The organism is Vibrio algivorus, assembly GCF_030161215.1.
Classification (GTDB): Bacteria; Pseudomonadota; Gammaproteobacteria; order Enterobacterales; family Vibrionaceae; genus Vibrio; species Vibrio algivorus.
The window spans coordinates 432,397-445,144 of record NZ_BSPV01000004.1 but is presented as its reverse complement, the minus strand read 5'-3'; the positions used below and the strand labels follow the sequence as shown (position 1 = coordinate 445,144).

Here is a 12,748-nt window from a genome sequence, read left to right as displayed (position 1 = left end):
ATATCAACAAATTATTACTTGGATCTAACCTTACAACATTGCGACTTGTAGATATACCCTTGGGGTGTCAATATTAAAATCTCAAATATACATAATAGACTATGATTGGTGCACAAAAATGACACTTGAATCGGCAAAATTAAAACTCAATTGTGATATGGGAGAAAGCTTTGGTCATTGGACGATGGGGGAAGATGAAACCATCATTCCTTATGTTCATATGGCCAACATTGCTTGTGGCTTTCATGCTTCTGACCCTGACACTATGGCAAAAACGATTCAATTAGCCGTTAAACATGATGTCAGTATCGGAGCCCACCCTTCTTATCAAGATTTATTAGGTTTTGGTCGACGCTCTATTGCGCACACAGCAGAACAAATTTCCCATCTCATTAGTTACCAAATTGGTGCTATTCAAAGCCTTGCCTCGTTTTATGATACGCAAGTTGATTATGTGAAGCCTCATGGTGCTTTATATAACGATATGATGGAGGATCTTGAGGTTTTTGAAGCGATTGTGCAGGCAGTAATGCCTACAGGACTACCATTAATGGTATTAGCCAAGAAGGATAATACTGCCTACTTAGATATTGCCGATGAGTATAATGTACCGTTGCTTTTTGAAGCTTTTGCTGACCGAGCTTATAAAGATGATGGTTCGTTAGTACCTCGAAATAAGCCCAATGCCGTACACCAAAATGCGGAGGATATTTTCTACCAAGCGATGCAATTGGCAAATTTCGGTACGGTCACCACTATTAAAGGGCATACTCTCGAATTACAAGCGGACACCCTTTGTGTTCACGGTGATAATGAGGAATCGATCGCTGTGGTTAAGCGAATTTATACCGCACTTACTCAACCTATTGTTTAAGAGCGGTTGAAATTAATGAGTAGATTGAGCCCGAAAAAGTGTATCAAGTTGATCAACTACCTCTACCCAATCAGCATCTTCTTTCTTAGCCTCTTTAATAAAATTTGACTGCGAAGGAGTCCAAAACGGCGCTCGATGTAAAGGTTGTGAGTGGTCCAATTGAGCGGCATGTTGAGCAATAAAGGCTTCAATATCTTCATTTGAACTTGCCAAACCAAGTTGCTCAAATAGCGTTTCTAGCGAGTGACGATGCATTTCCATATTACCACCTCTCTTTTTTATAATCCGATTGTTAAAAGCATAGAACATATGTCAAAAACAATCTTATGTATTCGTTGTTGAGGCTAGTTCAAATTTACTTTGAAGCTTATTGGCTAACTCCATTCCTACAACCATGGCAGCAATAAAACTAATCAGACCGAAGTTAAGCGTTGATAATGATGCCAAAGCTGGGCCTGGGCAGATCCCTGCAATGCCCCAACCTAATCCAAATAAACTTGCTCCAAAGATCAGTTTACGATCCACAGCATTACTCTTGGTTATACAAAACTCAGTTTGATCAAGCGGCCTTTGTCTTGGTTTAATAACAAGATGGTACATAGGAGCAAAGACCAATAATGCCCCTCCCATAACAAAAGCCAGATCGACTTTCCATGCGCCAGCTACATCAAGGAAGGCGATAACTTTTATTGGGTTGACCATATCTGAAATCACCATGCCAGCACCAAAAAGCAAACCAGCAATTAAGGGAATAGAAGAATAACGTTTCATAGTCGCTCGCTTATAAAATATGTAATCGAATGTAGACCGTGATTACCGCCACTAGCATAAAAGTCAGAGTGGCTATCGTAGAACGGATAGAAAAGCGCCCCATTCCACAAATGCCATGACCGCTAGTACAACCATTACCTAGTTTGGTTCCAAGACCAACTAATAAACCGGCTAGTAGCATAGTCACGATAGAACTAGAGTAATGCGTGGGGATACCTGCGAGATCAGGTTGAATAAGCTTGTTCGTCAATAAACCACCAGTAATCAAACCAATGATAAATTGAATTCGCCAACCTTTATCTACAGTTGATGCCGTTATTACACCATTAAGAATTCCGCTAATGCCTGCCACTTTGCCTTTAAATAACATAAGGATAGTTGCAGAAATTCCGAGTAACATCCCACCGAATAAAGCACTCCAAGGAATAGTCATAATTGCCTCTTGAGGGTTAATATCTCACTCAATTATATTAGTAACCATTAATTTAGCAACAACTAAATATGTTGATGGTTACATAAAAAACGTCCATGGATTTCTCCGATGGACGTTTTAACAAGAGATGTATTTGTATTGCTAAATTAATCTTGGTGAGCTTTACAGTGTTCGATTGCATCTTGTAGAAGTTGCAATGCTGTTTTTTCACAAGGCTCTAATTCCGCTGTTTGTGCTTCGATTGGTGTGACTCTATCGCCCCACTTAATCATGCCAGCTCCCCATGTTAAACCTGCACCAAATGCGGCAACAAGGATATTCATATTCGGCTTAACAAACCCTTGTTCAACGGCCTCGCATAGAGCGATAGGAATCGTCGCTGCGGAAGTGTTACCGTATTTTTGAATATTCACGAAGGCTTTATCTTGAGAGATACCAGCAAAATCACACAAGGTTTGGATTATGCGAATATTGGCCTGATGAGGAACAACACAATCTATTTCTTCTTTGGTTAGGCCGGAACGTTCAAGTACGTTTTGCGTCGCTGCGCTCATTCCTTTTACCGCACGTTTAAAAATATCTTTCCCGACAAAATCAAAACTCCAGTGACCACTATCTTGATCAAAACGGTCCATAGCAGTACCAAATTTAGGTATAGCAAGAATATCGCGCCCTTCCGCATCACAGCCTAGTGAAGCCTGTTGAAGCCCGACTGGGGTATCCTGCTCACGTCGAGATAATACGACTGCTCCTGCACCATCGCCAAACAGTACAGCGGTATCTCGTTGGGTCCAGTTTAAATAAAACGATAAATGTTCTGCACCAATAACAATCGCATTACGGTAATTACCTGCTTGAATTAATCTGGTTGCCGTTTCTAAACCGTAAAGGAACCCAGTACAAGCCGCGTTTAGATCAAATGCGGCAGCGGCTTGAATACCAAGGTTACTTTGCACTTTTGACGCAGTATTCGGAATCAAGGTGTCTGGAGAGCAGGTCGCAACAATGATGCAATCAACTTCATTGGCTGTTATTCCAGCCGCTTGCATGGCATTTTTAGCGGCTACTGTTGCAAGATCGGATGTCTCTACATGGCTAATGCGGCGACTTTCGATACCTGTACGAGAGCGGATCCATTCATCAGAGGTTTCCAAAAATGTACTTAAATCGTCATTAGTTAAAACAGCAGGTGGTAGACATTTTCCCCACCCTGTAATTTCTGCGTAAACGTTAGCCATAAAAATACCTTATTAATTTTATTGTTTTATTTTTGTTTATTTCAAACTTGTAAACATTATACGATAGTTGCTTGAAAACTTATACGTTAAGCGTTTCCTTACTAACTGTTTTGTAAACAGCTAGTCACATTTTTATAAGTAGAAGAGAATATTCTTAAAGAGGTACTTCATGACATCATTTATAACCGCTTGCCCATACTGTCAAAGTAAGAACAAAGTTCCAGAATCCAGAGTGTCGGATAAAGCGAGTTGTGGACGTTGTCAGTCATCTTTGTTTGATGGTAAGCCAATCAATACTACAACTGAAAATTTAAGTGCATTATTAACCAGTGAACTACCCATTGTTATTGATTTTTGGGCACCTTGGTGCAACCCATGCGTTGGCTTTGCTCCTATCTTTGAAGATGCTGCAGCAGAAATGACTGGTCAAGTCAGGTTTTTAAAAGTAGATACCGAATCACAACAAACTATTGCCGCTAAGTATCAAATACGTAGCATTCCAACCATTATGGTATTCAAGTCTGGAAAAATGATCGACTCTATTAATGGTGCATTGCCAAAAAGCCAGTTTATACAATGGTTAAACCAAGCTGTTATCAAATAGTTAAAAGCCTAAAAACCACAATAAAGATTGCCTAATATGCTTATTATTAGGCAGTTTCCTACTGAAAATACGGTAATAGCCCTTCAATCAATTTCTTTTATCGTTAAGTCAAAAAAATCTCATTTTACATCCTGTGATGTAAGCCTCATATTCGCCGCGAAATTACCCTCTTATTTACATTCAAAACATTAATTTTTCGGAGTATGCGGTGAACGACGTAGCTTTGACTTCATCAAAAACATCATTTTTGATCCCAGTTGCAGCACTATCTTTATATGCTGTTGCATCAGGTTATTTAATGAGTTTGATCCCATTGATGTTAGGTCAATATGGTTTAAGCACGGACGCTGCAAGCTGGTTAGCCAGTGCATTTTATGCTGGATTATTATTGGGTGCGATGTTCATTGAGCCTATTGTGGCAAAAATTGGACATAAGAATGCTTTTGTATTTTTCCTAGTGCTTTTTTCGCTCACTATTGTGGCAATGCCGATTGTTCCGGCATTTGAGTCATGGCTATTTGCCCGTTTCATTGCAGGCATTGCAGTAGCTGGCATATTTGTAGTGGTTGAATCTTGGCTATTAATTGGTGATGAAAAAAGCCGAGCTAAGCGACTAGGTTTATATATGGCTTCACTTTATGGTGGTGCGACGCTAGGTCAGCTTGGTATTAGTGTTTTTGCAATTGAAAGCGAGTGGCCATTTGTCGTGATTTTGTCTTTGCTTGTTGCTGCTACCCTACTACTTTGCTTTGGTCGCTGCCAACAACCGCAAACTGAAACCCATTCAGTACTTAGCTTAAAGCAAGTATTTAAAATGAATAAAGCGGCTTTAATCGGTTGTATGGTATCTGGCCTGTTAATTGGCTCTATTTATGGCCTTATGCCTTTAGAGTTACACGACCGCCATGTCTCAACTACCAAAATAGGTAGCTTGATGGCATTGTTAGTGATGGGCGCAATGTTGGTGCAACCTATTGTGTCTTGGGGTAGCCAATTCATGGGTAAGAAATTATTGATGGGATTATTTTGTCTACTCGGTGTGTTTGCAATTGGCTTAACGACATTAAGTTCTAGCCTAGTTGTACTTGCAATTAGCTTAGTGTTACTTGGTATGGCAACCTTCTCTATCTACCCTTTGGCAATAAGCCTAGGTTGTGATGGATTAGAAGAAAACTACATTGTTTCTGCCACGCAAATTATGTTGCTTGCTTATAGTATTGGCTCGGTTGCTGGCCCTATTGCTGCGCAGCATTGGATGAATAATCCTGAAGGTTTAACGGGTTTCTTATTCGTGATCTTGTTAGCAACATCACTTTATATGTTTGCTATGAGTATCAAGCGTAAATCACGTATGGTCGCGGGTGAATAATTAAATCGATTAGCCAGAATCAATAAAAAAGCGCCTCATTCCACTTTATTTATGTGAAATGAGGCGCTTTTTCTTATTAAGAGATAATAAGTCTGCAACCTGCTTAGTTATCCGAAGATGGTAATTAAGCGATATTCAAATACTTATGCGTTTGGATGGATAAACGCCAATTACGCTTAATGCAGGTTTCCATACAAAGTTCAGTGGCTCTAGGTTTCTGACTGATTGGCTGCAAGGCTATATTAGATTTAGATTCACATTGTGCACGTGTGAGTAGTGCATCAAGTTGATCGATATCTTTTTGTGTCCCTACTGGATGTTTAATTTCATTGGCACGTTGTAATGCTGAATCGAGTACTTCCAGTTTACCTTTCATTGCAATTTTTGGTGACACTGTCACCCATGTGTTATCAGAACATGTTATTTCCGATGTTCCACTGGTCTCAATTTGACACTGACAACCTATCGCTTCAAAAGCAGACGTTAATGGGTGCAAATCATAGATACAAGGTTCACCACCCGTGATCACAACATGCTTTGCTGTGTAGCCTTGCTGTTGATATAGCGAGACAATGTCATCAACGCTGGCTGGGCTCCAGCTTGGGCTATCACCTTGTTTGATGATGATATCGCCAAGTGTGGTTTTATCACTTTCTTCTGCCGTCCAAGTTTGTTTTGTATCACACCATGAACATCCTACCGGACAAACTTGCAGACGAATAAAAACAGAAGGTACACCAGTAAAGTAACCTTCTCCTTGGATAGTTTCAAAGATTTCGTTTATCTTGTACACAAGACTTACCTTTTATCTTAACCGCGGTATATACAGCCTGCAGTACAGGTTTCTTTAATTTCAACTTGGCTTAGTTGTGGCAGAAGTGGTTTTACTTTTTCCCAGATCCACTTAGCCAATACTTCGCTAGTTGGGTTTTCTAACCCAGGGATATCATTGAGATAGTAGTGATCAAGTTGATCATAAATTGGTGCGAATATTTTCTTCACATCACCAAAATCGATAATCCAGCCAGTGGTAGGGTCGACTTCACCTTGAATGTATAAGCGAACAAAGAAAGAATGACCGTGCAAACGCCCACATTTGTGCCCTTCTGGTACGTTAGGTAAATGGTGCGCTGCTTCAAAAATGAAGTCTTTATATATCTCGCAAGTCATAGTAATTCCGAGTCTGATTAAAATGGGGTTCGAATATATAGAACTCGATCATGAATGAAAAGAGAAAATATAAGCTAGCTTTAAAATAAGCGTTTGATATGATGCGCACCCACTTTATCGCAGAGACAGGTTATGAACCGTAAGAAAAAAATCAATTCGATTTTAAAAAAACGCTTAAAGCAACAAAATGCCAAACTGCATAAAACCAATAAGCCGAAATATATTTCTAAAGCAGAGCGAGCTCGTATGGAAGAAGAAGCTCAAATACAAGCCTCTTCTGAAGGTGTGCAAAAAACAGATCAAGTAGAATCAGAGCAATAACTCATCTTCAATGGGTTGGTATCGATCGGCGGCTTCAATAAGAGAATTCGCCGTTAAGCCGGGCACCCCATAAACTTCAACCGTTTTTCCGTAACGACTTTGAATACGCTTAGCTAATAGATCGAAGTCACCATCTCCCGATGCAATCACAATCACATCTGAAACTTCAGCTAGTTCCATAGCATCAAGTGCAATTCCAACATCCCAATCCCCTTTTGCGGAGCCATCTTGTCGTTGAATAAATGGTTTGAGTTTTACGTCAAACCCAATGCCTCTTAAAATATTATGAAATTGCTTTTGTTTATCATCACTTCGAGCTATCGCATAAGCATTGGCATTGACTAAAGTGCGATCTTTCATCACTTTTGCCCAGAATGCGTTGTAATCAAAATGACGATGATATTTGTCGCGAGTAGTGTAATAGATGTTTTGTACATCAACTAATATGGATACAGTTTGCATAAATTTCCAAATAAAATACCGCGTTATGAGTGACTACTAGATTGGATCCATTGTAGGTACTCGTGAAAACCCGTTTCGATGGGCAGCATAACAATTTGTGGAACTTGATAACTATGATTAGCGAGAATAACTTGCTCAACTTCTTGGTAGTGTCGATGCAGTATCTTAATGATCAATAGTGATTCTTGATCATGATTTATTTCTCCGTGCCAATGGTAGTAACTCGTTATTGGCATGACTTGAATACAAGCGGCTAATTTGGCCGTTAATAAGGCATTAATAATTGCTTGTTGGCTTTCTTCTTCGTTTGTTGTTGATAGAACAATTGCATAACCCTCAGGGTGTGTGTCCATAGTGCCATTCTCCCTTTCGTAGGTATCTATCTAGTGTAGAGCGTTACTCTGGTTTTACCCATACCTGACTAAAATCAAACCAGCCCAAAGCGTTACAGGTTGCATTTTGTAAGGAGCCACATTGATCTTGGCTAACGCCTAACCAACAGTGAAACATCGGTATGAGTTGCTGCGTTTGAACTAATTGCTTTGCCAGTTCTTTTGCCGGAAAAGTTTGATTGGGTTGAGAGCGCCAATCCGAGACCATTTTCTTCCAGTTAGAAAAGTTTTCCTGATTACTCATAATATCAATATCACTATAACCAAGGAGCCAACCAATTAAGGCATCTTTACGATGGTTAGCCAGTCCCATAGGTTTGAGCCAAATATCAACTTCATCAGGGGTTTCGACGGTCAGATCATATTTGACCATTTTTAAAGTAATACCGTCTTCTTTTAATAAACTTTTCATGGATTGAATCACATAAGGAAATAACGGGTGCATACTGTGATAGGCAACAGTTACTTGTGTTTTTTCATTATCTTCAATCAATGGTGGCGTTAAGTTTGACTGTAAAATTCCACTATGATGCCAACCTGGCTTTAAACCGTGAGCGTGTAGTAACCCTAATTCGATGACTTTTTGATCAGGAATTCCCCGCAATAAACTAAACGGGTTTAATCTTTGCGCTAAGTAATGTGCCCAATCATCATTTTTTGCAATACCTGAACGGCGGTTAAGTAGTAGGTATGTGCAACCAGGATCGAGCTCTACATCGGTAAATTGCCCTTCTGTGGGCTTATTTGGGTGAGTTAAGCTAGGATAAACCATCGATGAGTGAGCTTCATCGAACACCCATACTTCTACTCGTTCGATTAGCGGTCGATAACCAAAGTAATGTTCAAAGGCTTCTAACACCAAACGAGATGAATCATTTCTGGTGACTTTATATGGCCCAGTTCCGTTGGGAATTAAATCAAATTTCTCTGGTTCACTAATGTGTGACTGCAATATTTTTGCAGGTGTTTCCGTTAATAATAAAGGTAAATAATAATCGGCATCTGTTAAGTGAACATCTAGTGTATTATTGGAAGGTGAAGAAACCGATTCAATATGTTCAAATAAAGTTAATGTTTTTAATCGGTTAATGCTCTCAATTACATCGGTAATACTTAAACGGTCGCCATTATGAAAGCGAACCCCTGAACGTAGATAAAAACGCCAATGCGTCGGTGATAACATTTCCCAGTGATGAGCCAGATCCGGTTTCACTTGTTCTTTTTCATCTAACTGAGTTAAGCCACTAAAAATTTGTCGAATGATATGTTGTTCAGAGCGCCGAGTCGGCTTTAATGGATTGAGTGTCGCAAGTTGTCGGTAATAAGGTAAACGGATGACCTGCTGCCCTTCTAAATGGCTAAAGCCTAAGTAGCCTTGAAAGACTTGAGTCAGCCGTGCTGGGTCATTATCTAAAACAGAAAGCGCATGTTCAATTTTGCCTTCTTCTAAATAACGTTTGGCAAGATTTTCACTAACATCTATTTTATTACGTTTAAAAATTAAGCGAGATAATTTTCCGCGCCCTGCCGCAGGTATCCATTCGATCCAGCCTTCTTCTACTAACTTATTAAGAACAATACGAGTATTTCGGCGCGTACAACACAATATATCGGTTAATTCTTCTAACTGAATAGCGCAATCTTCGCCTTGGAAATGCTCAAATAAACGCTCAAATTGTGTTCTTAATCGTGGGCTGCTCATAAAGGGGAAACTCTATTGTTTGGCAATAAGAAATTATTTCCTACTTTATCAGCTTTAAAGAGATAAATCTTGTGGTAACACCATTTTTAGGCATTGACAATAAAACAGAAAATTCCTCTTTTATTAGGGCATGTTTATCTTTTGTGAGTAAATTTTGTTCGAGATAAGCTAGCCCTAATCGCTATTGTATTGGCAAACAAAGAAAATCAGCCAGTTGTTGTAATTGTTGTTCAGAGTCTAACTTAATCGACCATTGGCATTGCATGTCATGTGCGGTAATCACATTGACACCATGACCAATTAGCTTCAATGCTTCGGTTTGAGATTGCATAGTGACACTCACTATCTGAGTCAAACGCACAACAATTTCATGTTGGTTTGCAATAATTTTTCCTTGTGAGAATTCAATGATCATTTTCGGTTTTTAACCGCCTTTTCGAGTTTTAACGGCCATGGTAATTCGGCTAGTACATAGTAGACGCTGTTCTTCATCAACAATTTCAATTTGCCATACTTGAGTTGATACTCCAATATGAATTGGCCACGTTTTTCCCGTCACGACTCCGTTACGTTTTGCTCGAATGTGATTGGCGTTAATATCCAATCCAACACAGTAAGAGTTATCGTCCACACACATATTTGCTGCCAAAGAACCTAAAGTTTCAGCTAATACAACAGATGCACCACCGTGCAACAACCCCATAGGCTGATGAGTGATACTCGATACTGGCATGGTCGCTGAAATACTATTATCCGTGATCTCAACGTACTCAATATTGAGGTGCTCCATTAAGGTGTTACGGGAAGTTGCATTTAAACGCTCTAAAGTGACGTCTTTTTTCCAAATCATGGTGATTCCTATTGGTCCATAAAGCTGTGCTCGTAACAATATTATTATCAATAACTAAGTGCAAGATCTCACTTCTCAATATGAACATATCACTCTAATTTTGATTTCAGTTTTATCGTATATTTGAGTAATTGCAGCGATCATTAATGTGTTTTAAAGTGAATTTAATATTGTTAGCTCAAGGAATGAATATGAAGAAAATTTCACCACGATTAAAGGTCCTCACTTTAAGTGGCTTCATCATGAGTTTGTCTGCTTGTACTTCTTCCCCAACAGGCAGAAGCCAAGTAATTCTATTTTCAGACAATGAAATGTCTCAATTAGGCGCTCAATCCTTTGAGCAGATGAAGCAAAATGAGAAAGTCAGTAAAGATGCCAAGATCAATGCTTATGTAACCTGTGTAGCTAATGCGATTACCAAACAAGTGCCGAAGCAAGCCAGTTTTGAACAGTGGGAAGTCGTCGTGTTTGATTCTGATCAAGTCAATGCTTTCGCTCTACCAGGTGGTAAAATTGGTGTTTACACTGGCTTACTTAAAGTGGCAACAAACCAAGATCAACTGGCAACGGTTTTAGGACACGAAGTGGCTCATGTTCTCGCGAATCATGGTAACGAGCGTATGTCACGTAACCAAATAACTAACACAGGTTTGCAAGTTACCGACTTTGCCTTAGCGGGTACGGAATATAAAGAAATGACGATGAGTGCCCTAGGCTTGGGCGTGGAATATGGTATTAACTTACCTTATGGACGAACCCAAGAAACGGAAGCCGATATTATGGGTATCGATCTGATGGCTAAAGCTGGATTCGATCCACAGCAAAGCATTCAATTATGGAAGAATATGGCAAAGGCATCCGGTGGGAATCAACCTCCAGAATTGTTATCAACTCACCCTTCGCATAATACTCGAATACAAGATCTCGGTAATGAGATTAAAGAATTGCCTAAATACAACACCTCAGCCCCTAATTGCCAAACATAGATATATGAAAAATTAATGACAAAAAACATTATTTCATGGTTTCTTACGCAGATTTAGAATGAAGTCTAATAACGCAATTATTGCGAGCGTGAATGAATGGTTTGTTGCTATAATGAAAAATCAATAATGTCAGTATTAGTGCTGGTATAAATCCCACTATACCCAAAGTAATTGGAGTTGCAGTGAGGCGACAAATGAATGAGGCCCCATGAGCATAGCTCGTCTATGTGATTGGGGTGAATGAATGCCGTCAACAAAGCTGCAGCTTCAAGTACGGTGGTTATAGATGGGAAACGGGTGTTACCTTTGCTTGCAAACACCAAAGGGGTAAGTCGCTGGACTTACCCCTTTTTCTTGTCGTTTACTTTTTCCCTACGCTAACTTAGACCATTTACTTATATTGATTGGTACTAGGCATCAAAGTTGGTAATGAGAAATTATGATTCGTTACTGATCTTTTTATGACCTTGCTCTAAATGCACCACATCAACAAGATCGTCACCTGAAACCTGGAAGGCTTGTCCAAATCCTTTAACAAACAGGCCTTGTACGGGTTTTAAACAAAATAGTTTAAAGTCTTCTAATTGGCTTAACCCTTTCACTATCTCGCCAAATCTTTGTTCTAATTCAGTTGTTACTTGTTGCCATTGCGTTGAATCTCGTTCAACAATACTTGCTACAGCATCAAAAGTTAGTCTTTTACGAGCAAATAATTGCTTAGAGCTATCTTCGTCCTCAATTAACATTAAAGAAACTTGAGGGTTTGCTGTAAGGTTTCTAGCATGACGAGCAATTTCAGAAATAAGTACAAAATAACCATCACTATTGACCACAAATGGCGCATAGCTCACGTTGGGTTTACCTGTTTCATCAACCGTTGCTAATTGGATAGTTTTTCTTTCGGAGCGAAACTCTTGAATTTCTGGACCTAGTCTATTCTGTAATCTTTCTTGCTTTACTTCTTTCGCCTGAATGGTTTGGCTTTCCATAATCTTCCCTTATTGGCTCAATTCAATTTGAATTTGTTTAAATTTCTCTACCTGATCTGCGAATAAAACGCGTTTCTGATCTCTACCTAAATAAATTTTAAAAATGCTATTTCCTAATGAATCAAAAAAACCGAAATAGTAGCTCTCCTTTCCTCTAAAAGGTTTTGAAACAAGAGCAACTTTCTCGATAAGGTCTAGCCTTAAGTGACCGTGTAACTCACCAGGTCTACCCATTAAATTATAGTAACCATGGGCATTCTTACCTTTTGGGAATGGTGCTTTCACTTCAAAAATAGAACCAAAGGAATGCATGATAGTGGTCACAGGTCCCCAACCGACAATGGTTTCAAGCAATGTTTGAGCATGTTCGCCTGGCACGATAACCGCCATGTCATTTGGAAATGCACAAACCACCTCGCCCTCGCTAACCCCTAAATGTTGAGCTAACGTAGCAGGTAAAGTACTGTCATCTTTCTCTAGAAGTTCTCTAACTCTTTGTTTTAGTTCATCCCTGTCCATTGGTAATCACTCTTTTTATATTCATATTAAGCATGTGAGCAGAATCATAATTTCACATTAATGAGAAT

Annotated in this window: 18 protein-coding genes; 5 read left to right on the top strand and 13 right to left on the bottom strand. The window is 39.4% G+C overall.

Features of this window, described 5'->3' with window-relative positions:
• Positions 1-118 precede the first annotated feature (118 nt).
• Positions 119-874, top strand: coding sequence for a 5-oxoprolinase subunit PxpA (locus tag QQJ93_RS07820; protein WP_089122954.1), 756 nt, complete (start codon positions 119-121; stop codon positions 872-874).
• A 12-nt stretch (positions 875-886) separates the two neighbouring features.
• Here QQJ93_RS07820 and QQJ93_RS07815 read toward each other — a convergent pair whose 3' ends face one another.
• The 4 genes from QQJ93_RS07815 to QQJ93_RS07800 form a co-directional block, all read right to left on the bottom strand.
• Entirely contained in the window at positions 887-1,135 is a 249-nt protein-coding gene (locus QQJ93_RS07815; RefSeq protein ID WP_089122953.1) for a DUF2789 domain-containing protein, read from the bottom strand.
• Positions 1,136-1,198: 63 nt separating this feature from the next.
• Complete coding sequence (locus QQJ93_RS07810; RefSeq protein WP_089122952.1) at positions 1,199-1,645, bottom strand: YeeE/YedE family protein; 447 nt, start codon at positions 1,643-1,645, stop codon at positions 1,199-1,201.
• Between the two features lie 10 nt (positions 1,646-1,655).
• Positions 1,656-2,078, bottom strand: coding sequence for a YeeE/YedE family protein (locus QQJ93_RS07805; protein ID WP_089122951.1), 423 nt, complete (start codon positions 2,076-2,078; stop codon positions 1,656-1,658).
• A gap of 146 nt (positions 2,079-2,224) precedes the next feature.
• Positions 2,225-3,316, bottom strand: coding sequence for a ketoacyl-ACP synthase III (locus QQJ93_RS07800; RefSeq protein WP_089122950.1), 1,092 nt, complete (start codon positions 3,314-3,316; stop codon positions 2,225-2,227).
• Positions 3,317-3,485: 169 nt separating this feature from the next.
• On the opposite strand from QQJ93_RS07800, the gene trxC reads away from it, so the two are divergent.
• Positions 3,486-3,920, top strand: a complete 435-nt coding sequence (trxC, locus tag QQJ93_RS07795; RefSeq protein WP_089122949.1) for a thioredoxin TrxC — start codon at positions 3,486-3,488, stop codon at positions 3,918-3,920.
• 208 nt (positions 3,921-4,128) lie between these two features.
• Positions 4,129-5,289 (top strand): MFS transporter, encoded by a 1,161-nt coding sequence (locus QQJ93_RS07790; RefSeq protein ID WP_089122948.1) that lies wholly within the window; start codon positions 4,129-4,131, stop codon positions 5,287-5,289.
• A 124-nt stretch (positions 5,290-5,413) separates the two neighbouring features.
• Here QQJ93_RS07790 and queE read toward each other — a convergent pair whose 3' ends face one another.
• Together queE and queD are read right to left on the bottom strand one after the other, a co-directional pair.
• On the bottom strand, positions 5,414-6,082 hold the full coding sequence (gene queE, locus QQJ93_RS07785) for a 7-carboxy-7-deazaguanine synthase QueE (RefSeq protein WP_089122947.1): 669 nt from the start codon (positions 6,080-6,082) through the stop codon (positions 5,414-5,416).
• 17 nt (positions 6,083-6,099) lie between these two features.
• Positions 6,100-6,459 carry a 6-carboxytetrahydropterin synthase QueD gene (gene queD, locus QQJ93_RS07780; RefSeq protein ID WP_089122946.1) on the bottom strand — a complete coding sequence of 120 codons (360 nt, stop codon included), beginning with the start codon at positions 6,457-6,459 and terminating at the stop codon, positions 6,100-6,102.
• A gap of 132 nt (positions 6,460-6,591) precedes the next feature.
• Between queD and QQJ93_RS07775 the strand changes: the two genes are divergently transcribed.
• Positions 6,592-6,780, top strand: a complete 189-nt coding sequence (locus QQJ93_RS07775) for a DUF2986 domain-containing protein (RefSeq protein WP_089122945.1) — start codon at positions 6,592-6,594, stop codon at positions 6,778-6,780.
• Here QQJ93_RS07775 and QQJ93_RS07770 read toward each other — a convergent pair.
• The 5 genes from QQJ93_RS07770 to QQJ93_RS07750 form a co-directional block, all read right to left on the bottom strand.
• Complete coding sequence (locus tag QQJ93_RS07770; protein ID WP_089122944.1) at positions 6,769-7,242, bottom strand: LabA-like NYN domain-containing protein; 474 nt, start codon at positions 7,240-7,242, stop codon at positions 6,769-6,771. The genes QQJ93_RS07775 and QQJ93_RS07770 overlap by 12 nt on opposite strands.
• 23 nt (positions 7,243-7,265) lie before the next feature.
• The gene (gene cutA / locus QQJ93_RS07765) at positions 7,266-7,595 is read right to left on the bottom strand and encodes a divalent-cation tolerance protein CutA (protein WP_089122943.1); all 330 of its coding nucleotides are present in this window, start codon (positions 7,593-7,595) and stop codon (positions 7,266-7,268) included.
• A gap of 43 nt (positions 7,596-7,638) precedes the next feature.
• Entirely contained in the window at positions 7,639-9,336 is a 1,698-nt protein-coding gene (locus QQJ93_RS07760) for an SgrR family transcriptional regulator (RefSeq protein ID WP_089122942.1), read from the bottom strand.
• Between the two features lie 181 nt (positions 9,337-9,517).
• Positions 9,518-9,751, bottom strand: a complete 234-nt coding sequence (locus QQJ93_RS07755) for a DUF3389 family protein (protein ID WP_089122941.1) — start codon at positions 9,749-9,751, stop codon at positions 9,518-9,520.
• Positions 9,752-9,760: 9 nt separating this feature from the next.
• The gene (locus QQJ93_RS07750; RefSeq protein ID WP_089122940.1) at positions 9,761-10,186 is read right to left on the bottom strand and encodes a hotdog fold thioesterase; all 426 of its coding nucleotides are present in this window, start codon (positions 10,184-10,186) and stop codon (positions 9,761-9,763) included.
• 191 nt (positions 10,187-10,377) lie between these two features.
• Between QQJ93_RS07750 and QQJ93_RS07745 the strand changes: the two genes are divergently transcribed.
• Entirely contained in the window at positions 10,378-11,172 is a 795-nt protein-coding gene (locus tag QQJ93_RS07745) for a M48 family metallopeptidase (RefSeq protein ID WP_089122939.1), read from the top strand.
• 437 nt (positions 11,173-11,609) lie between these two features.
• Here QQJ93_RS07745 and hutZ read toward each other — a convergent pair whose 3' ends face one another.
• Both hutZ and hutX read right to left on the bottom strand, forming a co-directional pair.
• Complete coding sequence (gene hutZ, locus QQJ93_RS07740) at positions 11,610-12,161, bottom strand: heme utilization protein HutZ (RefSeq protein WP_089122937.1); 552 nt, start codon at positions 12,159-12,161, stop codon at positions 11,610-11,612.
• A 9-nt stretch (positions 12,162-12,170) separates the two neighbouring features.
• Positions 12,171-12,680, bottom strand: a complete 510-nt coding sequence (hutX, locus tag QQJ93_RS07735) for a heme utilization cystosolic carrier protein HutX (RefSeq protein ID WP_089122936.1) — start codon at positions 12,678-12,680, stop codon at positions 12,171-12,173.
• Positions 12,681-12,748: the final 68 nt, after the last annotated feature.

Coding starts and splice junctions, on each gene's coding strand:
- QQJ93_RS07815 (WP_089122953.1), bottom strand. CDS start 1,135: ATGGAAATGCATCGTCACTCGCTAGAAACGCTATTTGAGCAACTTGGT.
- QQJ93_RS07805 (WP_089122951.1), bottom strand. CDS start 2,078: ATGACTATTCCTTGGAGTGCTTTATTCGGTGGGATGTTACTCGGAATT.
- QQJ93_RS07750 (WP_089122940.1), bottom strand. CDS start 10,186: ATGATTTGGAAAAAAGACGTCACTTTAGAGCGTTTAAATGCAACTTCC.
- QQJ93_RS07760 (WP_089122942.1), bottom strand. CDS start 9,336: ATGAGCAGCCCACGATTAAGAACACAATTTGAGCGTTTATTTGAGCAT.
- hutZ (WP_089122937.1), bottom strand. CDS start 12,161: ATGGAAAGCCAAACCATTCAGGCGAAAGAAGTAAAGCAAGAAAGATTA.
- queD (WP_089122946.1), bottom strand. CDS start 6,459: ATGACTTGCGAGATATATAAAGACTTCATTTTTGAAGCAGCGCACCAT.
- QQJ93_RS07800 (WP_089122950.1), bottom strand. CDS start 3,316: ATGGCTAACGTTTACGCAGAAATTACAGGGTGGGGAAAATGTCTACCA.
- cutA (WP_089122943.1), bottom strand. CDS start 7,595: ATGGACACACACCCTGAGGGTTATGCAATTGTTCTATCAACAACAAAC.
- QQJ93_RS07820 (WP_089122954.1), top strand. CDS start 119: ATGACACTTGAATCGGCAAAATTAAAACTCAATTGTGATATGGGAGAA.
- QQJ93_RS07745 (WP_089122939.1), top strand. CDS start 10,378: ATGAAGAAAATTTCACCACGATTAAAGGTCCTCACTTTAAGTGGCTTC.
- trxC (WP_089122949.1), top strand. CDS start 3,486: ATGACATCATTTATAACCGCTTGCCCATACTGTCAAAGTAAGAACAAA.
- hutX (WP_089122936.1), bottom strand. CDS start 12,680: ATGGACAGGGATGAACTAAAACAAAGAGTTAGAGAACTTCTAGAGAAA.
- QQJ93_RS07810 (WP_089122952.1), bottom strand. CDS start 1,645: ATGAAACGTTATTCTTCTATTCCCTTAATTGCTGGTTTGCTTTTTGGT.
- QQJ93_RS07755 (WP_089122941.1), bottom strand. CDS start 9,751: ATGATCATTGAATTCTCACAAGGAAAAATTATTGCAAACCAACATGAA.
- QQJ93_RS07775 (WP_089122945.1), top strand. CDS start 6,592: ATGAACCGTAAGAAAAAAATCAATTCGATTTTAAAAAAACGCTTAAAG.
- QQJ93_RS07770 (WP_089122944.1), bottom strand. CDS start 7,242: ATGCAAACTGTATCCATATTAGTTGATGTACAAAACATCTATTACACT.